The sequence below is a fragment of the Salipiger pallidus genome (assembly GCF_014643635.1).
GTDB classification, from domain to species: Bacteria; Pseudomonadota; Alphaproteobacteria; order Rhodobacterales; family Rhodobacteraceae; genus Salipiger; species Salipiger pallidus.
The window spans coordinates 268623-289963 of record NZ_BMJV01000002.1; the positions used below are offsets into that span (position 1 = coordinate 268623).

The following is a 21341-nucleotide window of genomic DNA, read 5'->3' on the forward strand; positions in this document are numbered from 1 at the left end:
GCCTCCGGGCCTGAAACACGCAGACCGCGGCGGCGACCGGACCACCCACCGCGGCACTAGGAAGGACCCCTGATGACCGACATGATGAACGCCGTCGAAATATCCGAACCCGGCGGCCCCGACGTCCTGCGCGCCGTCACGCGCCCCGTGCCCGATGCGGGCCATGGTCAGGTTGTGATCCGCGTGGCCTATGCAGGCGTCAATCGCCCCGATGCGCTGCAACGGGCGGGCAGCTATGCACCGCCCAAGGGCGCGAGCGATCTGCCGGGCCTCGAGGCCTCGGGCGAGGTGGTGGCCGTGGGCGCCGACGTGGACTGGCCCAAGGTCGGCACGCAGGTCTGCGCCCTGCTGCCCGGCGGTGGCTATGCCGAATATGTCGCCACGCCTGCGGCTCATTGCCTGCCCGTCCCAGAGGGCATGGCCCTGCGCGAGGCCGCCTGTCTGCCCGAGACCTTCTTTACCGTCTGGTCCAACGTCTTCCAGCGCGGTGGTCTTCAGGCCGGAGAGCGGTTCCTCGTCCACGGCGGCTCGTCCGGGATCGGCACGACGGCGATTCAGCTGGCCTCGGCCATGGGGGCTCGGGTCTTTGCCACCGCCGGGTCAGCGGAGAAGTGCGCCGCCTGTGAACGGCTTGGGGCCGAGCGGGCGATCAACTACCGCGAGGAGGATTTCGTCGAGATCCTGAAGGGGGAAGGGGGCGCGAACCTCATCCTCGACATGGTCGGCGGCGATTACATTCCCCGCAACGTCAAGGCATTGGCGGATGAGGGACGACTGGTCCAGATCGCCTTCCTTGGTGGGCCGAAGGTGGAGCTGAACTTCGCACAGGTGATGATGCGGCGGCTGACCATCACCGGATCTACGCTGCGCCCGCAAACCGACTTGGCCAAGGCCCGCATCGCGGATGCCCTGCGTAAGGAGGTCTGGCCGCTGCTGGCCTCGGGCCGCGTCGCCCCGGTGATGGACTCGGAGTACCCGCTGGCCGATGCCGCCAAGGCGCATGCGCACATGGAGAGCTCTGGTCATATCGGGAAGATCGTGTTGAAGGTTGGCTGACGACACTTTCCGGGAGGATATCATGGCACGCACTGTCATCATCGAGGAACACGGCGGTCCCGAGGCGCTCAAGCTGGTCGACCGCGAGGTCGGCGAGCCCGGCCCGGGCGAGATCCGCATCGCGCACAAGGCCTGTGGCCTAAACTTCATCGACTGCTACCAGCGGTCCGGGCTTTACCCCATGAACCTGCCGCAAGCGCTCGGTATGGAAGCGTCGGGCATCATCGAGGCGGTTGGTGACGGGGTCACGCACCTTGCCGTCGGGGATCGCGCCGCCTATGCCGCCGTGCCTCCGGGTGCCTACAGCGAGGCGCGGGTGATGCCCGCCGCGCAGGTCTGCAAGCTGCCGGATGCCATTTCCTTCGAGGAAGGCGCGGCGATGATGCTCAAGGGGCTGACGGCGCAGTACCTCTTCCACCGCACGACGCCGCTAAAGGCCGGGGACACGGTGCTGTTCCACGCCGCTGCCGGGGGCGTTGGCCTCATTGCCTGCCAGTGGGCCAAGTCCGAGGGCATCCGTCTGATCGGCACCGCCGGGTCTGACGAAAAATGCGCCCTCGCGGTTGAGCATGGTGCCGACGTCTGCATCAATTATTCCACCGAAGACTGGCAGGCCCGCGTGCAGGAGCTGACGGACGGCAAGGGCGTCGACGTGGTGATGGACTCCGTGGGCAAGGACACGTTCGAAGGCTCTCTCGACAGCCTCAAGCCGCTGGGCATGATGATCTCCTTCGGTAACGCGTCGGGCGCGGTAGAGGCGTTCAACCTTGGCATCCTCGCGCAGAAGGGCTCGCTCAAGGTGACGCGCCCCACGCTGTTCGCGCATATCGCGGACCATGACGTGTGCCAGGAGATGGCGGCGATGCTGTTCGAAAAGGTGGCGTCCGGCAAGGTGAAGATCCGCATCGACCAGCGCTTCACACTCGAAGAGGTGCCCGAGGCGCACCGGACCCTCGAGGCACGGCGCACCACCGGCCAGACCATCCTGACGCTCTGACCCTCGGCCACAGGCAATAAAAAAGGCGGCGTCCCGTGGGGCGCCGCCTTTGTCGTTCCGCGAGGGCCTTTAGAGGATGCCCTCGTAGATCGGGCCCAGCGTGTCGGTCTCGAACAGAGAGGAGACGGAGGTGCCGTTCCAGATGTTCAGGATCGCCTGCGCGAACATCGGTGCGGTGGGAACGATGCGGATGTTCGGCGCGGCGGCGACGTCTTCGGTGGCCGCGATGCTGTCGGTGATTACCAGTGACTTCATGACCGAGTTCGTCACCCGCTCGACCGCCGGGCCCGACAGGACGCCGTGGGTGATGTAGGAATGCACTTCGGTCGCGCCGTGGTCCATGAGGACCTCGGCCGCCTTGCACAGGGTGCCGGCGGTGTCGCAGATGTCGTCCACGATGATGCATTTCTTGCCGGTGACATCGCCGATGACGGTCATCTCGGCCACTTCACCGGGCTTTTCGCGGCGCTTGTCGACGATGGACAGGGGTGCTCCGATTCGCTTGGCAAGCTCGCGCGCGCGGGCCACGCCGCCCACGTCGGGCGAGACAATCATCACGTCCTCGAGCTGGCCCTCGAACTGCTTCATGATGTCGAGTGCGAAGACCGGCGAGGCGTAGAGGTTGTCCACCGGGATGTCGAAGAAGCCCTGGATCTGCGTCGCGTGCAGGTCCATGGTCAAAACGCGCTCGATTCCGGCCTCGTGGATCATGTTGGCCACCAGCTTGGCGGTGATCGGCGTGCGGGCCTTGGTGCGGCGATCCTGACGGGCATAGCCGAAATAGGGGATCACGGCGGTGATCCGGGCGGCAGACGAGCGGCGCAGCGCGTCGGCCATGATGAGCAGTTCCATCAGGTTGTCGTTCGCCGGGCGCGAGGTCGACTGCATGATGAACATGTCCTCGCCGCGGACGTTCTCGTAGACCTCGACAAAGATTTCCTGGTCGTTGAAGCGCTCGACGCGCGCATCGACAAGCCCCACGGACATGCCGCGATACAGCGACATGCGGCGGGACACGGCCTTGGCGAGAGGCAGGTTGGAATTGCCCGCGATGATCTTGGGTTCGGTGACGATCGGCATTGAGTGGAGGCTCCGGCAGCGATGACAGATTCGTGACGTTGCAGGCGCCTTAGCACGCGGCTAGCGTCGGGCAAAGACAGTCAAAGGGACCAGCTACAATATGGCGCATGTGGATTACTACTTTACGGTGTTGTCACCCTACGCATACCTCGCGGGCCAGCGGCTCGAAGATATTGCGGGGCGGCACGGGGTGACCATCACCTACAAGCCTCTCGACATCATGGCGCTGTTTCCGCGCACTGGCGGCGCAGCGCCGAAGGACCGGCATCCGTCCCGCATGGAGTATCGCGCTCAGGAACTGCCGCGGCAGGCGAAAAAGGCGGGCATGCCGCTCAACTTCAAGCCTGCGCACTGGCCGACGAACGCCGCGCCCGCGTCCTATGCCATCATCGCGGCGCAGAATGCCGGAGGCGGCGATCTGGGCGCATTGGTGCACAGCGTGCTGCGCGCCTGCTGGGCCGAGGACAAGGATATCGCCGAGGATGCGGTGATTACCGAATGCCTGAAGGCCGCGGGCTTTGCGCCGGGCCTCGCCATGAGCGGAATGCTCGAAGGCGCCGAAACCTATGCATCAAATCTCGAGGACGCGGTCGGCCGGGGTGTCTTCGGCGCGCCGTTCTACATTCTTGATGATGGGCAGAAGTTCTGGGGTCAGGACAGGCTGGAGGATCTGGATCTGTACCTGTCGGGCAAGCTTTAAGCTGCCTCTGCGCTGGCCCGCCGGATGGCGGGCGGCGCCCGGTCGCTCAGGGTCTCAGCCGTGTTTGGCAGTGGTCTGCGCTGCAAGCGAAGCGGCGGCTTCGCGGACGGGCAGGCGACCCGCCCACCAGATGGCGGCTCCGCTCAGGCCAAAGACTGCGGCGACGGTGACGGCCATGAGAAAAAGGATGATGAAGGCACTCATTTGTTCTTGCTCCTGTTCGTGCGGGGAGAACCGCTAGCACCGCCGAAAGTTCCCGTTCATCCAGATACCACCGCGCTTCTTACAAGAGCAACAATTGGGAATCGCCCTGTCGCAAATAGCCCCTCTCGTGGCGCAAAAGCCACTGCTTGGCCGGCAGACCGCCTCCGAACCCCGTGAGTTTTCCGTTCATTCCCAAGACCCTGTGGCATGGCAGGATGATCGGGATTGGATTCGCGCCATTGGCTGCGCCCACCGCGCGCGAGGCCCCCGGCGCATCCAGCCGCCGCGCGAGCGCGCCGTAGGTCGTGGTGGTGCCGTAGGGGATGGTTGCAAGCAGCGCCCAGACCTTTTCGCGAAATTCAGTGCCCTCTGGACGCAGTGGCAGATCGAACGCGCTGCGCGCTCCGGCGAAGTAGTCGTCGAGCTGGCGGCGCACCTCGTCGAAGGGGGCCGCGTCCTCGGTCCAGCCGGGCGCGGGGCCGAACGCCTTGTCGCCTTCGGGGAAGCTCAGGAAATGCAGCGCCTCATGCATGCCAGCCAGCAGCAGAGGCCCGAGTGGGCTGTCGTGATGGCACCAGCGCAGGGTCATTGCGGGCGCCTCAGGCTTGACGGCGTGCGGCCATAGAGCGTCGCGAAGGCGGTGTTGAAACGGCGCAGGCTGCCGAAGCCTGCCTGCCGGGCAATCTCGGCCATGGGCAGGGTGGTGGTGTCGAGCAGCCGCTTGGCGCGCTGCATCCGCCGGGTTTGCGCTACCTGCAGGGGCGAGGCGCCCACATGCGCCGCGAACAGCCGCGACAGGTGCCGCGCGCCGATCCCCAGCCTCTCGGCCAGCGCGGTGACGCTTGCGCTGTCGAGCGCGCCCTCGTCGATCAGCCGCAGCGCGCGGGAGACGGTGGTGAGCGTGCCGTTCCACGCCGGGCCGAAGGGCGCGGTTTCCGGTCGGCAGCGCAGGCAGGGGCGAAAGCCCGCGCGTTCAGCGGCGGCGGCGCTGGGGTAGAAGCGGATGTTCTTGGTCAGCGGGGCGCGCACGGGGCAGACCGGGCGGCAGTAGATGCCGGTGGTCCTCACGGCAGTGAAGAACACCCCGTCATAGGCGGCATCGCGGGCCAACCGGGCGGCGTTGCATGTGTCGAAATCCAGCATGGGACCAGCATGCCATCCCGCGCCCGCCGGGGCGAGCGCGGGTGCAGGATCAGGTCCGAAACCGGCGCATCACTTCTTGCTGACCTTGGGCTCGGTGCCCTGTTTCAGCCGCGCAAGATTGCTGCGGTGACGCCAGAAGATCAGCACCGCCAGCACCAGCGTCAGCGCCGTGAGGTCGTATTCGCGCATCAGCACCATCCAGCCGGTCGACAGCAGCGCTGCCACCAGCGCCCCGACGCTGGAAATCCGCGACATGGCGACCGCAGCCAGCCATGTGGCACAGCTCATCAGTCCGACGGGCCAGCTCAGCGCCAGCACGAGGCCTAGGAAGGTCGCCACCCCCTTGCCGCCGCGAAAGCGCAGCCACACCGGGTAGCAATGCCCGAGGAAGGCCATGAAGCCCGCCAGCTGCGCCGCGTCCTCTGCGGCCAGCCAACGCGCCAGCAGAACCGCTACAGCGCCCTTTCCGCCATCGAGGATCAGCGTCCCCGCCGCGGCGGCCTTGTTGCCGGTGCGCAGCACGTTGGTCGCGCCGATGTTGCCCGACCCGATGCTGCGCAGATCGCCAAGGTTCATCAGCTTCGTCAGCACCATGCCGAAGGGGATCGACCCCAGCAGGTAGCCCAGGATGGCCCAGAGGATCAGCAGGGCGGGGGGGGATACAATATCGGGCAGCATCTCAGGCGCCTCCGTAGACGCGGGTGCCGGCGACCCATGTGCCCAGCACCTTGCCCTGAAGGCGGGCACCGTCGAAGGGCGTGTTCTTGGATTTCGACTGCAGCCGGGACCGGTCGAGCACCAGCGGTTTGTCCGCGTCGAACAGCACCAGATCCGCAGGCGCGCCTTTGGCCATGCGCCCGGCCTCGAGTCCCAGCCGTTTTGCGGGGTTCAGCGACAGCGCGCGGAACAGCGTCGGCAGGTCAAGCTCGCCCGAATGGTAGAGCCGCAGCAGGACTGGCAGCATGGTCTCGAGCCCCACTGCGCCGCTGGCGGCTTCTTCGTAGGGCAGGCGTTTGGATTCCTCGTCCTGCGGGGTGTGGAAGCTGCCGATGATGTCGATGAGCCCCGAACGGATCGCCTCGACGGTGGCCTGCCGGTCGTCCTCGGAACGCAGCGGCGGCTTGACCTTGAAAAAGGTGCGGTAGTCGGCCACGTCGAGCTCGTTGAGCGTCAGGTGGTGCATTGAGGTGCCCGCGGTGACGTCGAAGCCGTTGGCCTTGGCCCGCTCCAGCGCCGGAAGCGCCCGCGAGGTGGTGATCTGGTCCGCGTGGTAGCGCACGCCGGTCATCTCCACGAGGGCGATGTCCCGATCGAGCCCCATGCGCTCGGCCATGGGCGACACCGATGGCAGGCCGCGCAGGGTGGCGAACTTGCCAGCGGTGACGGCGGCGCCCTTGGACAGCCCCGGCTCCTGCGGGTGGGCCATGATGAGCGCCCCGAGCGAGCGGGCGTAGCTCATCGCCCGTTGCAAAACCCGCGTGTCCGAGACCACGTGGTCGCAATCGGTGAAGGCCACGGCACCAGCGTCGAGCAGGAAGCCAAGCTCGGTCATCTCGCGCCCCTCGCGGCCCTTGGTGAGGGCGGCCATGGGCAGGGTGTGGACGATGCTGTCGTCCTCGGCCCGCTCAAGGATGAAGGACAGAACCTCGGGCGTATCGATGGGCGTTGGCGTGTCGGGGCGGGTGACGATTGTTGTCACGCCCCCTGCGGCGGCGGCAAGACCGGCGGTCTTGTAGCTTTCCTTGTGGCGTTCGCCCGGCTCTCCGACCTTCACGCCGATGTCGACGATACCGGGGGCAAGGAAAGCGCCGTTCGCGTCGAGGATGGTGGCATTCGTCACCTCTGGGGTGGGGGTGTCAAAGACCTCGGCGATGCGGCCGCCAGTCAGCAGGACCGCGCCCTCGCGGGTGGTGCCGGCCTCTGGGTCAATGAGGCGGGCGTTGGTGATGAGCGTGCTGATGTCGGTCATGGGGCCTGACGGTGCTTTTGTCGGTTGGGACGTGGCGGCGGGGGTGGTCATGTGCCACCCCTCAGAACGGCGGCGATCGCCAGCAGCACGACCACCGCAAGGCCGATGAGGCCAATCACGAGGCCGCGCCGGTTGGGCGGCGGGGTTGCCCCTTCGGGGGTTCCGGCCTCGGTGATGGCGCGGCGGCGGGCAGAGGCGCTGCGCAGTTTTGGCCCGCGCTGACGGGCCGACACTTCGGAAAAGGTGCCGATCCAGCGCAGGGGTGTGGCGATGGTCAGCTCCTGGCTGGTGTGATCGAAGGCTTGGCTGGGCAGGATCACCACATGTCCGGAAAGGCTGTCGATGCGCTGACGCATCTGGCGGAAATCGTCGCCGCTGACCTGGTGCGCCTCGGCCATGTAGGAGGACAGGGACATCTCGCCCAGATCGCGGATCGACACCACGTCGACGAAACCGGGCCTCAGGCGGCGCGCGCCAAGGCCGTATTGCAGAGGGTATTCCCCGGTGCCCGCCTGCGTGGCGAAGCGATTGACCGCTTCGGGGGGCAGATCGAGATGGAAAAGCCGCACCGTGCCCGTTTCCGAGCCGTTTATCTGCATCTTCATGCGGAGAGCTCCGTGGGCCGCGCCCGCAGGTTGCGCGCCAACAGGTCCATGGCGGCCATGCGCACGGCGACGCCCATCTCGACCTGCTCCTGGATGACGGAGCGGTTGATGTCGTCGGCGATAGTGCCGTCGATCTCGACCCCGCGGTTCATCGGGCCGGGGTGCATAACGATGGCGTCTGGCTTGGCATGGGACAGCTTTTCCGCGTCGAGCCCCCAGCGGTAGAAATACTCGCGCTCCGAGGGGATAAAGCCGCCGTCCATGCGCTCCTTCTGGAGCCGCAGCATCATGACCACGTCGGCATCCTTGAGGCCTTCGCGCATGTCGTCGTAGATCTCGACCCCGAACTCGCCGAAGGTGGACGGCACCAGTGTCGACGGTCCCACGAGGCGGATGCGGTTTTCCATCTTGCCCAGCAGTAGGATGTTGGACCGGGCCACGCGGCTGTGGGCGATGTCGCCGCAGATCGCAATATTGAGCCGGTGCAGACGGCCTTTGGCGCGGCGGATGGTCAGCGCATCCAGAAGCGCCTGCGTCGGATGCTCGTGACGGCCGTCGCCGGCGTTCAGCACGGCGCAATGCACCTTCTGCGACAGCAGGTCCACGGCGCCGGAATGGGGGTGGCGGACCACCAGCAGGTCCGGGTGCATCGCGTTGAGCGTCAGCGCCGTGTCGATCAGCGTCTCGCCCTTCTTGATGGAGCTGGCCTGCATGGCCATGTTCATCACGTCCGCGCCAAGCCGCTTGCCTGCGATCTCGAAGCTGGCCTGCGTGCGGGTGGAGTTCTCGAAGAACATGTTGATCTGGGTCAGCCCCGCCAGCACGTTCGAATGCTTTTCCCGACGCCGCGACAGGGTGACGTACTGGTCCGCAAGGTCAAGAAGCGTGGTGATCTCGTCCGGGCGCAGGGGTTCGATCCCCAGAAGGTGCCGCTGGTCGAAGCGCATGTAGATCTCCGTGAAAGTCTGAGCGGGTTATATGAAGCGCGGCGCGACGCGGCAAGTGGCCGTCCGGCTCTGTGGCATTTGAAGCAGATTTGCGCGCGCGGGGATTTCCGCGGGGGCTGGCTGAGGGTATCGTGCCGGCATGGATTCGGGAATGGACAGCCAGGCGTTCGACTGGCACTGGGCACGCGCCGCGCTGGAATGGCAGCTCGAGATGGGCGCCGACGAGGCAATCGGCGAAATGCCCGTGGACCGCTTTGCCGCCGAGGCAGAGGCGCAGGCAGCGCGCGCCGCGCCCGTGCCCGCCACGCCCCAGCGCAGCGCCCCGGTCAAGGAGGTGCTGCCCGACCCCGTCGAGGTGGCGGGCGATGCCGCCGCCGGGGCGAAGACGCTTGAGGATCTACGCCTTGCCATGGGCGCGTTCGAGCTTTGCGACCTGAAACGTGGCGCCCGCAACCTTGTTTTCAGCGACGGCACCCCGGAGGCCCGCGTGATGATCGTGGGCGAGGCTCCGGGCCGGGATGAGGATCTTGAAGGGCGGCCGTTCGTGGGCCGTGCCGGGCAGCTGCTGGACCGGATGCTGGGGGCCGTGGGGCTCAGCCGGGCGGACAGTGTCTACATTACCAACGTGATGCCGTGGCGTCCGCCGCAGAACCGCGATCCGCGCCCCGAGGAAATCGCCATGATGAAGCCGTTCCTTGAACGGCATGTGGCGTTGGTGAACCCCGATGTGCTTGTCATCATGGGCAACATCTCCTGCGATGCCCTGCTGGGCCGGCGCGGGATCACCCGCCTGCGCGGCACTTGGGCCGAGGCAGAGGGGCGTCCGTCGCTGCCCATGTTCCACCCCGCCTACCTGCTGCGTAACGCCTCGGCCAAGCGCGATGCTTGGGCTGACATGCTGGCGCTGTCCGCGCGGCTGAAGGCAGGCCGGTGATCGGGCGGATCACTGCGCTGATCCTTCTTGCCCTCTGGGCCGCGCCGCTGTGCGCGGAGGGCTTCGTCATCGACTTCGCCGAGGTCTTTGACCGGAACGCCGCGAACATTCAGGTTGCCACCCCCGGGGTGGAGCATCTGGAGCTGCCGGGGCCGGTGATCGTCGAACGGCGGGGCAGGCGCATCCGGGCCGAGGATCAGAGCGGATGGGGCCCCGCGGGCTGTGCGCTCGACCGGCTGGTGACGGCTGCGGCGGCGGTGCTGGAATGCCCTGCGCTCTTTACCCCCGAACAGCGCGACAAGGTGGCGGGGCAGCTTTTGCGCGGCGTCGATTTCTTCGCTGAGAACACCGTGCCGCCCATGACGCAGGACGCTCGCCGCGCTGCCATGCAGGACGCGCTGGCCGTGCGGCGGGCCGCCCTTGGTCTCAGCTGCGCCACCGGGGTGCACCCGGCACTGGCCTTTGCCGCCCATATCGCCGAGGATGACAGCCTCGCCCGGTTCGAGCGTATCTTCGCCCGGCCGAGGCTGCCCGTCTCACGCCCCTGCCGCTGAAATTCGTGCTGCTGACCATCCGAAGGCCCCCCATGTCCCGCATCGACGACACCCAAGAGTTCATCCCCGTCCGCATCGCCGTGCTCACAGTCTCGGACACCCGCAGCCTTGCGGACGACCGTTCCGGCGACACGCTGGTGGCGCGGATCGAGGCGGCGGGCCATCACCTTGCCGCCCGTGACATCGTCACCGACGACCGCGAGATCATCGCCGATACGCTGCGCCACTGGATTGCCGACCCGGAGGTGGATGTCATCGTCTCGACCGGGGGCACCGGCCTTACAGGGCGTGACGTCACCGTCGAGGCGCACCGCGATGTCTACGAGAAAGAGATCGACGCCTTCGGCACGGTCTTTACCATCGTCTCCATGAACAAGATCGGCACCAGCGCCGTGCAGAGCCGCGCCACCGGGGGCGTTGCGGGGGGAACCTACCTCTTTGCGCTGCCCGGAAGCACCGGCGCGTGCAAGGATGCGTGGGACGAGATCCTACAGTACCAGCTTGATTACCGGCACCGGCCCTGCAACTTCGTCGAGATTTTTCCACGTCTGGACGAAAAACAACGGCGGAAGTGAAGGATCAGGGCGTATCAGGTAAACTGACCCTATGGTCCTCGGGCCATGCCCTAGACTTGCCAGGCGGAAGCTGAGCCATGCGTTTTCTGCGACAAAGCCTTGTCGGACTGTTCCTGTTCTCCGTTGCACTCGGGCTGCTGCTCTGGGCCAGTGTGCTGGTGCGGGACGCGGTGCAGACCCGGCTTGCGGACAGCCCTCGCATCCCCGAAGCGCGAGAACGGGTGTTCGCGGTCAACGTCATGCAGGCGGTGCCGGGGCAGGTGACCCCGGTGCTGAGCGCCTTCGGCGCCATCCAGAGCGCCCGCACTCTGGAGCTGCGCACTGCGGTGGCGGGCACGCTTACCGACTTCGCGCCGGGTTTTGTCGACGGGGGACGGGTGCAGGCGGGGCAGCTGCTGGCGCGGATCGACCCGGCGGACATGCAGGCGGAACTGTCGCGCGCGGTCAGCGCCCTCACCGATGCCGAGGCGGAACTGCGCGAGGCGCGGCTTGCGGTGGACCTTGAAGAAGACGCGCTGGGCGCTGCCGAAGAGCAGGCCGCCCTGCGCCAGCGCGCCTTCGAGCGGCAGCGTGACCTTGCCGCCCGCAATGTCGCCACCGCCGCTGCCGCCGAGGACGCCGAGCTTTCCGCCGCCTCGGCCCGGCAGGCGGTGGTGTCCGCCCGGCAGGCGCTGGCGCTGGCCGGGGCGCGGGTCGATCAGGCTGAGACCAGCCTTGAAAGGGCGCGCATCGCCCGTGACGATGCCCAGCGCCGCCTTGACGAGACCGAGATCCGCGCGCCCTTCGATGCGCAGCTGACGGACGTGAGCGTGGTGTCCGGGCGCCGCGTGTCCGCCAACGAGATGCTTGCCACTCTGATTGATCCCGAGACGCTGGAGGTGTCCTTCCGCGTGTCGACCCAGCAATATGCCCGGCTTCTGTCCGGGGGCGGATTGCCCGATGCGCGGGTCTCGGTACGCATGGACCTCTGGGAAGAAAGCCTCGCCACCACTGGGATCCTCACCCGCGAGGGCGCCGCCGTGGGCGAGGGGCAGACCGGGCGGCTGCTCTATGCCGCTCTGGACCGCGCCGCCGGGTTCAAGCCGGGGGATTTCGTCACCGTCGAGGTGACCGAAGCGCTATTGGATGATGTGGTGCGCCTGCCGGCCACGGCGCTGGATGCGTCCGGCGATGTTCTGGTGCTGACCGGGGACAACCGGCTCGAGACGCTGCCGGTTACGCTGTTGCGGCGGCAGGGGGATGACGTGCTGGTGCGCGCAGCGGCGCTAGAGGGCCGCGAGGTGGTGATGGAGCGCACGCCGCTTCTGGGGGCGGGCATTCTCGTTCGGCCCATGCGGGTGGATGACGCTGCGCGGATGCTCGACCTGACGGAGGATCGCCGCGCCCGGCTGCTGGCCTTCGTAGAGGCCAGCGACGAGATGCCCGAGGCGGATCGCCAGACCCTGCGCGTGCAGCTGGCCGAAGACCGGGTGCCCGCCGCGGTGGTGGAACGGATCGAACAGCGGATGGGGGGCTGAGCCATGCGCCAGATCCCCGGCCGCGCAGGCGGCCTGCTGAGCTATTTCACCCGCCATCCCACCGTCGCCAACCTGCTGCTGGTGATCCTTCTGGCCGCGGGGCTTTTGTCTGCGCCGAACATGCGGGCGCAGTTCTTCCCGGACGTGATCGACGACGATGTCGAGGTGAACGTCTCGTGGGACGGGGCAGGGGCCGAGGATATCGACAGCGGCATCGTGCAGGTGCTGGAGCCGACGTTGCTGGCGGTCGAGGGGGTGGTGAACTCCGAAAGCGCCTCGCGCGAGGGGCGGGCCAGCATCGAGCTCGAGTTCGAGCCGGGCTATGACATGATGAAGGCAGTCGATGACGTGGAGACCGCCGTCGACAGCATCACCACCCTGCCGGAGGATGCGGAAGATCCGACCATTCGCTCGGGGGGCTGGCGCGACCGGGTGACCGACGTGGTCATCACCGGCCCGGTGGCGGTGGACCAGCTGGGGCGCTTTGCCGATGAATTCGTGGTGCGCCTGTTCCAGCAGGGGGTGACGCGCACCACCATACAGGGTCTTGCCGCGCCGCAGATCGTGGTGGAGGTGCCCAGCCGCAACCTGATCGGCTACGATGTCACCATGCAGGACATCTCGGCCGCCATCGCGGGCGAGGTGGATGCGAACCCCGCAGGAGACGTCACCGGGGCGAATGCCCGCGTGCGCACCGGTGTCGAGAAACGCTCGGCCGAAGCGATAGCCAGCATCAGTCTGCGCTCGGCTGCCGATGGTACGAACCTGACCATCGGTGACGTGGCGACGGTGCGCCGAGAGGGGATCGACCGCCAGCGCAGCTATTTCGTGGGCGGCAATCCAGCCATTTCGATCCGGGTGGACCGCTCGGCGCAGGGCGACGCCATCGAGATCCAGCGCAGCGTCGAAGACGTGGCGCGGACCTTCGGCGCCTCGTTGCCCGAAGGCACGCGCATCGACCTCATCCGCACGCGGGCCGAGGCAATCTCGGGGCGGCTCAACCTGCTGCTCGACAACGGGCTGATGGGGCTGGGGCTGGTGGTGCTTTTGCTGTTCCTGTTCCTCAACGCGCGCACGGCGCTGTGGGTGGCGGCGGGGATTCCCACGGCGATGCTTGCGGCGCTGGCGGTGATGTATGCCACGGGGATCACGCTCAACATGATCTCGCTCTTTGCGCTGATCATCACGCTGGGGATCGTGGTGGACGACGCCATCGTGGTGGGGGAACACGCGGACCACATGTCCCGGCGCGGGCTGTCCCCGGTCGAGGCCGCCGAGACCGCCGCGCGGCGCATGGCGCTGCCGGTGTTCTCGTCCACGCTGACCACGGTGATCGCCTTCTTCGGCCTCGTCATCATCGGCGGGCGCTTTGGCGACATGATCCGGGACATTCCCTTCACCGTCATCGCGGTGCTGCTGGCCAGCCTTGTGGAGTGCTTCCTCATCCTGCCGAACCACATGGCCCACGCAATCGCCGGATCGCAGAAGCGCCATTGGTACGATGTGCCGTCCCGGCTGGTAAACCGGGGCTTTCGGTGGGTGCGCGAGGCGCTGTTCCGTCCCTTCATGCGCGGCGTAGTCCGGGCACGCTACGTGGTGCTGGCTGCTGCGGTTCTGGCGCTGGCCTCGCAGGCGGCGCTGTTCATCCGGGGGGACGTTCAGTGGCGTTTCTTCAATTCGCCCGAACAGCCGTCGGTCACCGGCAACTTCGCCATGGCGCCGGGTGCGGTGCGGGCGGACACGCTGGCACAGATGCGCATGGTGCAGGCCAGCGTCGAGGCGCTGGGCGCCGAGTACGAAGAGCGCTACGGCCTCAACCCCATCGCCTACGTGCTGGCCGAGATCGGCGGCAACGCCGGGCGCGGGCTTGCGGGCACGGACAGCAAGGATGCGGACCAGCTGGGCGGCATCTCCATCGAGCTGATCGAGGCCGACCTGCGCCCCTATTCCAGCTTCGCCTTTGTGGGCGAGCTGCAGGAGCGGATCGAACAGCACCCCATGGTCGAGACCATCAGTTTCCGCGGCTGGCGGTCGGGCCCGGGGGGCGATGCGCTTGATGTGCAGTTCTTCGGTGCCACCGCGCCCGTGCTGAAGGGCGCGTCCGAGGATCTCAAGACCGCGCTGCTGCGCTTTTCCGAGGTGTCGGCGGTGGAGGATGACCTCAGCTACGACAAGGACGAGCTGGTGCTGCAGCTGACACCGCAGGGCGAGGCGCTGGGCTTTGCCATCGACGATCTTGGCACCGTGCTGCGCAACCGGCTGGGCGGGATCGAGGCAGCGACCTTCCCGGACGGACCCCGCAGTGCCGAGATCCGGGTGGAGCTGCCCGAGGGCGAACAGACCGCTGATTTCATGGAGCGCATGCAGATGCGCACCCCGGACGGGACCTATGTGCCCCTGGCGGACATCGTCACCGTGTCGCGGCAGGCGGGCTTTTCCACCGTGCGACGCGAGAACGGGCTGCGCACCATCTCGGTCACCGGCGACCTGTCCGAGGACGACCCGGCCCGCGCCACCGAGATCATGCGAGCGCTCGAAACCGAGATCCTGCCCGCCATCGCCGCCGAGCGGCAGGTGGAATGGCGCATGTACGGCCTTTCGGAACAGGAGGACGAATTCCTCGGCGATGCGCGGACCGGGCTGATCCTCGTGCTGCTGGGGATTTACCTCGTGCTGGCATGGGTCTTTGCCAGCTGGACACGCCCGCTGGTGGTCATGTCGGTGATTCCCTTCGGCCTCGTGGGGGCGGTCTGGGGGCATGCCTATTGGGAGGTGCCACTGTCCATGTTCTCGGTGGTGGGGCTGCTGGGAATGACCGGGATCATCATCAACGATTCCATCGTGCTGGTGACGCAGGTGGATGAATACGCGCCGGACCGGGGGATCTTTGCCGCCATCGTCGATGGCGCGGCGGACCGCCTGAGGCCGGTCTTCCTGACCACCGCCACCACGGTGCTGGGCCTTGCGCCGCTGCTCTACGAGCGCAGCGCTGATGCGCAGTTCCTAAAGCCTACGGTGATCACGCTGGTCTATGGCCTTGGCTTCGGTATGGTGCTGGTGCTGCTGGTTGTGCCTGCGCTCATCGCCATTCAGGCGGATATCGGGCGACGGATGGGCGCGCTGGGCCGGGGCCTAAGGTTCCGCCGGCCCCGGGTGCGGGCGCTTCATGGCGCGGCAGTGGTGCTGATGCTGGGCTGGCTGGCCGCAACCATGGGGCATGTGGCCGTCACTGGAGCATTGCCGCAGCCGCTGGCCCTGCCGGAGCTATCACCTATGGCTGGCGCTTTTGTGCTTTTCGCTGGTGGCGTGGCGGTGATGGTAACGCTGGCGTGGCTGTCGGCCGGGGTGCTGTCGATGATGCGTACACGGCGTCGGGCCTGATGCGCGGCCAAGGGCCAACGGCCCGCAGGATCAGCTATTGCAGCCCTTGATGTCGACGGCGTGATCGCTGCCCAGCACAGTGATGCGCAGGCGCGAGCGATCGACCATCAGCGGCTTGCCCTCGAGATGGCGCAGCTTGGTTTCGGCAACCAGTGTGCCGCCGCTGCGATGGGTGGCGGGCTCCTTGACCCACACGCCGGGCTGGCCGCTTTCGATCACCGCATCCTCTGTGCTGCCCGCACGCGGCATGTCGATCTCGGCCCGCAGGCGCAAACCCTTCCTGTCCGGCGTGATAGTGCAGCGCACCTGGCCTACTCCCGCCTCGGATTCCGAGAACGGGGCCGATGCCAGCGCCGAGGCGATCACCGGATCGGGACGCCCGGATGCGGGCAGGCTGGCCGAAATCCTCAGGGTTTGCGGTACGCAGATATCGGAGCAGATGCCGAGATCCATCTCGGTGTGCAACTCGATCGGGCCTCCCTTGGCGCTGGGAGTTATGCGCAGGGGCAGAACCAGTTCGCGGCTGTAGCCCACCGACCGCATCCCCGACTGGCGGAAGACATGCGGCGCGGGCCAGAGCACATCCACATGCGCCGTATTGCGCGAGCCCGACCAGTTGAACACCGGGGGAATGCCTGCATCACCTGGTGTGCGCCAGTAGGTCTTCCACCCCGGGGCAAGCCGCAGGTGAAGCGCTGCCATGTGGCTGCCGTCGGCCAGCCTCCAGCCGGGGCGCAGATCCGCCTGCACGAGGTCGGGGCTCTGGGCGGGGGCCTGTGTTGCTTGGAACAGGCCAAGCGTGGCGGCGAGGGCGAGGGTCAGGGCGCGGATCATGCCCAAGGAGATGGCGACCGGCGGCGCCTTTGCCAAGTCACATTGACCTTATCGCCCTGCAACATGGCGAGGGTGTTGCCCGTCGTCCCTTGCACCAAGGGGCCGGCGGGCGCATGTTCAGGGGCAAGACCCTGAAGAAAAGCGGAGTGTTCATGGATATAGCGACCGGCGCGACGGACCTCACGGGGAAAATCCTCATCGCCATGCCCGGCATGGGGGATGCGCGATTCGAACACGCGGTCGTCTACCTATGCGCCCATTCGGACGAGGGCGCCATGGGGCTCATCATCAACAAGCCGTCCGGTGACGTGACCATGGCGGCCCTGCTCGAACAGCTGTCCATCGACAGCGGCCCCGAGCTTGAACTGCTGCACGTGCATTTTGGCGGACCGGTGGAAACTGGGCGCGGTTTCGTGCTGCATTCGCCCGATTACATGTCGGGGCTGACGACACTGCAGGTGGCGGACGGGTTCCACATGACCGGGACGCTCGATGTTCTGGAAACCATCGCGCGGGGCGATGGCCCTGCGCAGTGGATGGCGATGCTGGGCTACGCCGGCTGGGGCGCAGGCCAGCTTGAAACCGAGCTGGCGCAGAACGGCTGGCTGGTCTGCGATGCCTCGCCTGAACTGGTGTTCGACATCGCTGACGCATCGAAATGGGAAGCCGCGCTCAATTCCATGGGCGTGCCCGCGCACCAGCTTTCCGCCGAGGGCGGCACCGCCTGAGCAACGGCCCAAGCAATCAACGCCTGAGCGTCAGTCGCGGGGCGCGGCGGCGCGGCTGAGGCGGTCGTTGATCGCAACGCCTAGGCCCACGTGCGGCACAGGCATCACCGCGATGGCATCCGCGCCGGTGTCGAGCCGGTGCAGGTATTCGAAAAGGTTCGCCGCCGCCTCGACAAGGTCTCCCGAGGGTGACAGGTCAAGATCGCAATCCCCCGGCGCCGCCTTGAAGCCCAGCCGCGCCTCGCCCGGCAGCCATTCGGCGGCGTTGAGCCTCACGCGGGCATTGGGCGCGTAATGCGACGACAACTGGCCGGGGGCCGAGATCTTTTCATGGTTCTTGCGCTCGGGCACCGGCTGGCCAAGCGTTTGCGCCAGAGCCTCGGTGCCGATGCGCCCGGGGCGCAGAAGGGTGGGTTTCGGTGCCAGCCCGATGATCGTCGACTCAAGGCCCACGTCGCAGCGCCCTGCATCCAGCACCGCCTCGATCCGGCCATCGAGTGTTTCCAGCACATGCTCGGACCGCGTCGGGCTGATCCGGCCCGACCGATTGGCCGACGGCGCTGCCACCGGGCCGCCGAAGGCGCGCAGAAGCTCGCGGGCCACGGGACTTGCGGGCATGCGCACGGCGATGGTGTCCATTCCGGCGGTCACCAGCTTCGACACCGGCGCGCCGGGGCGTAGGGGCAGAACCATGGTGAGCGGTCCGGGCCAGAACGCATCGGCCACCTTCTGCGCCGCGTCCGACCAGATCACGAAACGCTTCACCGCCTCGAGGTCCGCAAGGTGGATGATCAGCGGGTTGAAGCTGGGCCGCCCCTTGGCCTCGTAGATCCGCGCCACGGCCCGGTCGTTGCCCGCATCGGCCCCAAGGCCGTAGACGGTTTCCGTGGGCAGCGCGACAAGGCCGCCGTCGCGCAGGATGCCTGCCGCGCGGGCGATGTCTTCGGAACTGCTGCCAAGGCGCTGGGTTGCGATCTGGGACATGGGTCGTGACGCCGCGTTTCTGTTGGACTGGGTCGAAGCCGCTCTTAGGGTCTGGCCCCGAGGAAGAGGCGTTTTCCCTAGCGGAGCGCCTCGGCAATGCCAAGCCCAAGGCACTGTCAAAGCCAACACAGCCACTTCAGACTGGACCCGTTACATGCCCTATCGTTCGCCCGTTTCCGAATTCACCTTCCTGCTGGACAAGGTCGTCGGCTTTTCGGCCGTGCAGGGCACTGAACGCTTTGCCGAAGCCACGCCCGACACGGTGCAGGCAGTGCTGACCGAGGCGGGCAAGCTGTGCGACGAGGTCATGGGCCCGCTCCAGCGGAACGGCGATCTTGATCCGGCGGCGCTTGAGAACGGGGTGGTGCGAACCTCGGATGGCTTCGCGGGGGGCTACGAGGCCATCGCCGAGGGCGGCTGGGTCGCGATCGCCGCCGACCCCGAACATGGCGGCATGGGCCTGCCGCTGACCGTCGCCACCGCGGTGAACGAGATGATGGCCGGCGCCTGCCTGTCGCTCCAGTTGAACCCGCTGCTGACGCAAGGCCAAATCGAGGCGCTGGAGCATCACGGTGACGATGCCATGAAGGCGCTTTACCTGCCCAAGCTCATCTCCGGCGAATGGTCCGGCACGATGAACCTGACCGAACCGCAGGCCGGGTCAGACGTGGGGGCGCTGACCTGCAAAGCGGTGGACAATGGCGACGGCACCTTCGCTGTGACCGGGCAGAAGATCTACATCTCGTGGGGCGATGCGGATTTCGTGTCGAACGTCTGCCATCTCGTGCTGGCACGGCTGCCCGATGCGCCCGCCGGCACCCGGGGTATCAGTCTGTTCATGGTGCCGAAGTACATCCCGGACGCCGATGGCAATCTCGGGCCTGCCAACAGCCTGCGGGTGGTCAGCCTCGAGCACAAGATGGGCCTGCACGGCTCGCCCACCTGCGTGATGTCCTTCGAGGGCGCCACCGGCTGGATGATCGGCGCGCCCGGCAGCGGCATGAAGGCGATGTTCACCATGATGAACAACGCCCGCCTTGGTGTCGGCGGGCAGGGCGTGGGGGCGGCCGAGGGTGCCTACCAGCATGCTCTGGCCTACGCGAACGAACGGGTGCAGGGCAAATCGCCTGAGCGCACCATCATCGGCCACGCCGATGTACGCCGGATGCTTGCCACCATGAAGGCAGAGATCCTCGCCGCGCGGTCCATCGCGCTCGATTGTGCGGTGTCGCTCGACATGGGGCGGGCTACCGGGGATGCGGACTGGCAGGCGCGGGCGGCGTTCCTGACGCCCATCGCCAAGGCCTTTGGCACCGACGTGGGCTGCGCGGTCTCCGAGATGGGCGTGCAGGTACATGGCGGCATGGGCTTCATCGAGGAAACCGGCGCGGCGCAATATTATCGCGACGTGCGTGTGACGGCGATCTACGAGGGCACCAACGGCATCCAGGCCATGGACATGGTGGGCCGCAAGCTCATGGACGGCGGTGAAGCCGCCTTCCGCCTGCTGGACGAGATCGAGGCCGAGGCCGAGGCCGCCAAGGCGACGCTGCCGGACCTCGCCGAAGCGGTCTGGGAGGCGGCGGAAACGCTGCGCGAAACCGCCGAGTGGTTGCTGACGCAGGATATGGCCAACCGCTTCGGCACCGCCGTGCCGTTCCTGCGGGCCTTTGCCCGGGTGCTTGGTGGTCACTACCATCTGCGCGCCGCCATTGCCGAGCCCGAGGGCGCCCATGGCCGCCTCGCGCGGTTCTACATCACCCGCCTGCTGCCTGAACACTCCGGGCTTCTGGCCCATGTGCGCAGCGGTGACGCGGGGCTCATGGAGATCACGCCGGACGACCTGGCCGCCTGATGAGTGGCGGCATCCGGTATCCCTTCGATGCGCCGCCGCCCGAGGGCGAGGCCATCGAGGTGGCCGAGGGGGTGCTTTGGATGCGGATGCCTCTGCCGCTGGCGCTCGATCACGTCAATGTCTACGCGCTGGATGACGGCGATGGCTGGACAGTGGTGGACACCGGCTTTTCCTCGGCCCGGGGGAGGGCGATCTGGCAGGCGTTGCTGGATGGCCCGCTGGGTGGAAAGCCTGTGCGTCGGGTGCTGGTGACCCATCACCATCCTGACCACATCGGGCTGGCCGGTTGGTTTCAAGAGCAGGGGGCCGAGCTGGTCACCACCCGCACCGCCTGGCTTCTGGCGCGCATGCTGACCCTCGACGTGCAGGATCGGCCGACGTTCGAACAGATCACCTACTGGAAGCGCTGCGGCATGGCGCGGGACATCCTTGAACAGCGCAGCCGTGAACGGCCCTTCAATTTTGCCGATTGCGTCTGGCCCATGCCGCTGGGATTCACCCGCCTTCGGCAGGACGATTGCATCACCATCGGCGGGCGGCGCTGGGACGTGCACATGGGCAATGGCCATGCGCCGGAACACGCAACCTTGTGGTCCCGCGACGACAATCTCGTTCTCAGCGGTGATCAGGTGCTGCCCACCATCAGTTCGAATCTCGGGGTCCATGCAACCGAACCCGAAGCGGACCCGGTGGGCGACTGGCTTGAAGCCTGCGAACGGCTGATGACGCTGGCGACGCCGGAGCAGCTGGCCCTTGGCGGGCACAAGCTGCCCTTCACCGGGCTGCCCTTCCGCCTGTCGCAACTGATCGAGAATCATCATTCGGCCCTCGAACGTCTCGAGGGCTACCTGTCCGAGCCGCGCACCGCCGCCGAGTGCTTCCCGGTGCTGTTCCGGCGCAGGATCGATGGCGGCGCCTATGGCCTCGCCCTCGTTGAAGCCATGGCGCATTGCCTGCACCTGTGGCGCCACGGCCGGGCGCGGCGCGAGTTGCGGGCGGACGGGGCATGGGTGTGGCAGGCGGGCTGACCACGCCAATTGCGCGATCTTTCAGCGGTGACAGGTGCCGGAAAATCGGCTAACCACGGTGCCGGAGAACATGAACCCAAGGGACGGAGACAGGTCATGGCAGAGCACAAGCAAGGCAGCATGGACATCACTGCGCAAGAGAAGACCTTCGAGGGCTTCATTAAGTTCACGGTGCGCACCGTTGTGGTGATCCTCGTGCTTGTGGTCCTGCTCGCGATATGGAACGGCTGAGGGACACTCGTCCCTACCC

The 21341-nt window shown here is 67.1% G+C and carries 22 protein-coding genes; 12 read left to right on the forward strand and 10 right to left on the reverse strand.

Translation table 11 applies throughout. The features are described 5' to 3' along the window. Positions 1-72 precede the first annotated feature (72 nt). Complete coding sequence (locus IEX41_RS07005; protein WP_188789524.1) at positions 73-1056, forward strand: NAD(P)H-quinone oxidoreductase; 984 nt, start codon at positions 73-75, stop codon at positions 1054-1056. Positions 1057-1078: 22 nt separating this feature from the next. Then, positions 1079-2053: a quinone oxidoreductase family protein gene (locus tag IEX41_RS07010; RefSeq protein WP_188789525.1), complete on the forward strand. Its 975-nt coding sequence runs from the start codon at positions 1079-1081 to the stop codon at positions 2051-2053. Positions 2054-2122: 69 nt separating this feature from the next. Here the strand turns inward: IEX41_RS07010 and IEX41_RS07015 are convergent, their stop codons facing one another. After that, a complete protein-coding gene (locus tag IEX41_RS07015) occupies positions 2123-3133 on the reverse strand; it encodes a ribose-phosphate pyrophosphokinase (protein WP_188789526.1) in 1011 nt (336 codons plus the stop codon). 100 nt (positions 3134-3233) lie between these two features. On the opposite strand from IEX41_RS07015, the gene IEX41_RS07020 reads away from it, so the two are divergent. Beyond that, positions 3234-3833, forward strand: coding sequence for a 2-hydroxychromene-2-carboxylate isomerase (locus tag IEX41_RS07020; protein WP_188789527.1), 600 nt, complete (start codon positions 3234-3236; stop codon positions 3831-3833). Between the two features lie 54 nt (positions 3834-3887). Here the strand turns inward: IEX41_RS07020 and IEX41_RS07025 are convergent, their stop codons facing one another. From IEX41_RS07025 to IEX41_RS07055, 7 genes are all read right to left on the reverse strand, one after another. Next, a complete protein-coding gene (locus IEX41_RS07025) occupies positions 3888-4037 on the reverse strand; it encodes a hypothetical protein (RefSeq protein ID WP_188789528.1) in 150 nt (49 codons plus the stop codon). Positions 4038-4116: 79 nt separating this feature from the next. Then, entirely contained in the window at positions 4117-4626 is a 510-nt protein-coding gene (locus tag IEX41_RS07030; RefSeq protein ID WP_188789529.1) for a methylated-DNA--[protein]-cysteine S-methyltransferase, read from the reverse strand. Continuing rightward, positions 4623-5180 carry a bifunctional transcriptional activator/DNA repair enzyme AdaA gene (locus tag IEX41_RS07035; protein ID WP_188789530.1) on the reverse strand — a complete coding sequence of 186 codons (558 nt, stop codon included), beginning with the start codon at positions 5178-5180 and terminating at the stop codon, positions 4623-4625. Before IEX41_RS07035 ends, IEX41_RS07030 begins: the two co-directional genes overlap by 4 nt. A gap of 69 nt (positions 5181-5249) precedes the next feature. Then, positions 5250-5858 carry a glycerol-3-phosphate 1-O-acyltransferase PlsY gene (gene plsY / locus IEX41_RS07040; protein WP_188789531.1) on the reverse strand — a complete coding sequence of 203 codons (609 nt, stop codon included), beginning with the start codon at positions 5856-5858 and terminating at the stop codon, positions 5250-5252. A gap of 1 nt (position 5859) precedes the next feature. Beyond that, positions 5860-7149, reverse strand: coding sequence for a dihydroorotase (gene pyrC / locus IEX41_RS07045; protein WP_188789703.1), 1290 nt, complete (start codon positions 7147-7149; stop codon positions 5860-5862). A gap of 47 nt (positions 7150-7196) precedes the next feature. After that, positions 7197-7754: an aspartate carbamoyltransferase catalytic subunit gene (locus IEX41_RS07050; RefSeq protein WP_229672977.1), complete on the reverse strand. Its 558-nt coding sequence runs from the start codon at positions 7752-7754 to the stop codon at positions 7197-7199. Further along, complete coding sequence (locus IEX41_RS07055) at positions 7751-8701, reverse strand: aspartate carbamoyltransferase catalytic subunit (RefSeq protein WP_188789532.1); 951 nt, start codon at positions 8699-8701, stop codon at positions 7751-7753. The genes IEX41_RS07050 and IEX41_RS07055 overlap by 4 nt, the downstream gene beginning before the upstream one ends. A 151-nt stretch (positions 8702-8852) precedes the next feature. Here IEX41_RS07055 and IEX41_RS07060 point away from each other — a divergent pair, with 151 nt between their 5' ends. The 5 genes from IEX41_RS07060 (at position 8853) to IEX41_RS07080 (ending at position 15662) form a co-directional block, all read left to right on the forward strand. Then, positions 8853-9635 (forward strand): uracil-DNA glycosylase, encoded by a 783-nt coding sequence (locus tag IEX41_RS07060; protein WP_229672978.1) that lies wholly within the window; start codon positions 8853-8855, stop codon positions 9633-9635. Continuing rightward, positions 9632-10189, forward strand: coding sequence for a hypothetical protein (locus IEX41_RS07065; RefSeq protein WP_229672981.1), 558 nt, complete (start codon positions 9632-9634; stop codon positions 10187-10189). Before IEX41_RS07060 ends, IEX41_RS07065 begins: the two co-directional genes overlap by 4 nt. 32 nt (positions 10190-10221) lie before the next feature. Continuing rightward, positions 10222-10764, forward strand: a complete 543-nt coding sequence (gene moaB / locus IEX41_RS07070; protein ID WP_188789534.1) for a molybdenum cofactor biosynthesis protein B — start codon at positions 10222-10224, stop codon at positions 10762-10764. Between the two features lie 77 nt (positions 10765-10841). Further along, complete coding sequence (locus IEX41_RS07075) at positions 10842-12281, forward strand: efflux RND transporter periplasmic adaptor subunit (RefSeq protein WP_188789535.1); 1440 nt, start codon at positions 10842-10844, stop codon at positions 12279-12281. Positions 12282-12284: 3 nt separating this feature from the next. Next, positions 12285-15662 carry an efflux RND transporter permease subunit gene (locus IEX41_RS07080; protein WP_188789536.1) on the forward strand — a complete coding sequence of 1126 codons (3378 nt, stop codon included), beginning with the start codon at positions 12285-12287 and terminating at the stop codon, positions 15660-15662. Positions 15663-15692: 30 nt separating this feature from the next. Here the strand turns inward: IEX41_RS07080 and IEX41_RS07085 are convergent, their stop codons facing one another. Continuing rightward, positions 15693-16532, reverse strand: a complete 840-nt coding sequence (locus tag IEX41_RS07085) for a protein-disulfide reductase DsbD domain-containing protein (RefSeq protein WP_229672982.1) — start codon at positions 16530-16532, stop codon at positions 15693-15695. A 116-nt stretch (positions 16533-16648) separates the two neighbouring features. Here IEX41_RS07085 and IEX41_RS07090 point away from each other — a divergent pair, with 116 nt between their 5' ends. After that, positions 16649-17224, forward strand: a complete 576-nt coding sequence (locus tag IEX41_RS07090) for a YqgE/AlgH family protein (RefSeq protein ID WP_188789537.1) — start codon at positions 16649-16651, stop codon at positions 17222-17224. A gap of 30 nt (positions 17225-17254) precedes the next feature. Here the strand turns inward: IEX41_RS07090 and IEX41_RS07095 are convergent, their stop codons facing one another. Beyond that, positions 17255-18208, reverse strand: coding sequence for an L-threonylcarbamoyladenylate synthase (locus tag IEX41_RS07095; RefSeq protein ID WP_188789538.1), 954 nt, complete (start codon positions 18206-18208; stop codon positions 17255-17257). Positions 18209-18362: 154 nt separating this feature from the next. On the opposite strand from IEX41_RS07095, the gene IEX41_RS07100 reads away from it, so the two are divergent. From IEX41_RS07100 to IEX41_RS07110, 3 genes are all read left to right on the forward strand, one after another. Continuing rightward, positions 18363-20063, forward strand: coding sequence for an acyl-CoA dehydrogenase family protein (locus IEX41_RS07100; protein WP_188789539.1), 1701 nt, complete (start codon positions 18363-18365; stop codon positions 20061-20063). Next, on the forward strand, positions 20063-21091 hold the full coding sequence (locus IEX41_RS07105; protein WP_188789540.1) for an MBL fold metallo-hydrolase: 1029 nt from the start codon (positions 20063-20065) through the stop codon (positions 21089-21091). Before IEX41_RS07100 ends, IEX41_RS07105 begins: the two co-directional genes overlap by 1 nt. A 96-nt stretch (positions 21092-21187) precedes the next feature. Beyond that, the gene (locus IEX41_RS07110) at positions 21188-21322 is read left to right on the forward strand and encodes an aa3-type cytochrome c oxidase subunit IV (RefSeq protein ID WP_188789541.1); all 135 of its coding nucleotides are present in this window, start codon (positions 21188-21190) and stop codon (positions 21320-21322) included. Positions 21323-21341: the final 19 nt, after the last annotated feature.

What these genes read in the sequence shown, in the direction of transcription:
- IEX41_RS07005 (WP_188789524.1), top strand. Translation starts at nt 73, where the DNA reads ATGACCGACATGATGAACGCCGTCGAAATATCCGAACCCGGCGGCCCC.
- IEX41_RS07025 (WP_188789528.1), bottom strand. Translation starts at nt 4,037, where the DNA reads ATGAGTGCCTTCATCATCCTTTTTCTCATGGCCGTCACCGTCGCCGCA.
- IEX41_RS07050 (WP_229672977.1), bottom strand. Translation starts at nt 7,754, where the DNA reads ATGAAGATGCAGATAAACGGCTCGGAAACGGGCACGGTGCGGCTTTTC.
- IEX41_RS07095 (WP_188789538.1), bottom strand. Translation starts at nt 18,208, where the DNA reads ATGTCCCAGATCGCAACCCAGCGCCTTGGCAGCAGTTCCGAAGACATC.
- IEX41_RS07080 (WP_188789536.1), top strand. Translation starts at nt 12,285, where the DNA reads ATGCGCCAGATCCCCGGCCGCGCAGGCGGCCTGCTGAGCTATTTCACC.
- IEX41_RS07030 (WP_188789529.1), bottom strand. Translation starts at nt 4,626, where the DNA reads ATGACCCTGCGCTGGTGCCATCACGACAGCCCACTCGGGCCTCTGCTG.
- IEX41_RS07055 (WP_188789532.1), bottom strand. Translation starts at nt 8,701, where the DNA reads ATGCGCTTCGACCAGCGGCACCTTCTGGGGATCGAACCCCTGCGCCCG.
- IEX41_RS07020 (WP_188789527.1), top strand. Translation starts at nt 3,234, where the DNA reads ATGGCGCATGTGGATTACTACTTTACGGTGTTGTCACCCTACGCATAC.
- IEX41_RS07090 (WP_188789537.1), top strand. Translation starts at nt 16,649, where the DNA reads ATGGATATAGCGACCGGCGCGACGGACCTCACGGGGAAAATCCTCATC.
- IEX41_RS07015 (WP_188789526.1), bottom strand. Translation starts at nt 3,133, where the DNA reads ATGCCGATCGTCACCGAACCCAAGATCATCGCGGGCAATTCCAACCTG.
- IEX41_RS07110 (WP_188789541.1), top strand. Translation starts at nt 21,188, where the DNA reads ATGGCAGAGCACAAGCAAGGCAGCATGGACATCACTGCGCAAGAGAAG.
- IEX41_RS07075 (WP_188789535.1), top strand. Translation starts at nt 10,842, where the DNA reads ATGCGTTTTCTGCGACAAAGCCTTGTCGGACTGTTCCTGTTCTCCGTT.
- IEX41_RS07060 (WP_229672978.1), top strand. Translation starts at nt 8,853, where the DNA reads ATGGACAGCCAGGCGTTCGACTGGCACTGGGCACGCGCCGCGCTGGAA.
- pyrC (WP_188789703.1), bottom strand. Translation starts at nt 7,149, where the DNA reads ATGACCGACATCAGCACGCTCATCACCAACGCCCGCCTCATTGACCCA.
- IEX41_RS07100 (WP_188789539.1), top strand. Translation starts at nt 18,363, where the DNA reads ATGCCCTATCGTTCGCCCGTTTCCGAATTCACCTTCCTGCTGGACAAG.
- IEX41_RS07010 (WP_188789525.1), top strand. Translation starts at nt 1,079, where the DNA reads ATGGCACGCACTGTCATCATCGAGGAACACGGCGGTCCCGAGGCGCTC.
- moaB (WP_188789534.1), top strand. Translation starts at nt 10,222, where the DNA reads ATGTCCCGCATCGACGACACCCAAGAGTTCATCCCCGTCCGCATCGCC.
- IEX41_RS07035 (WP_188789530.1), bottom strand. Translation starts at nt 5,180, where the DNA reads ATGCTGGATTTCGACACATGCAACGCCGCCCGGTTGGCCCGCGATGCC.
- IEX41_RS07105 (WP_188789540.1), top strand. Translation starts at nt 20,063, where the DNA reads ATGAGTGGCGGCATCCGGTATCCCTTCGATGCGCCGCCGCCCGAGGGC.
- plsY (WP_188789531.1), bottom strand. Translation starts at nt 5,858, where the DNA reads ATGCTGCCCGATATTGTATCCCCCCCCGCCCTGCTGATCCTCTGGGCC.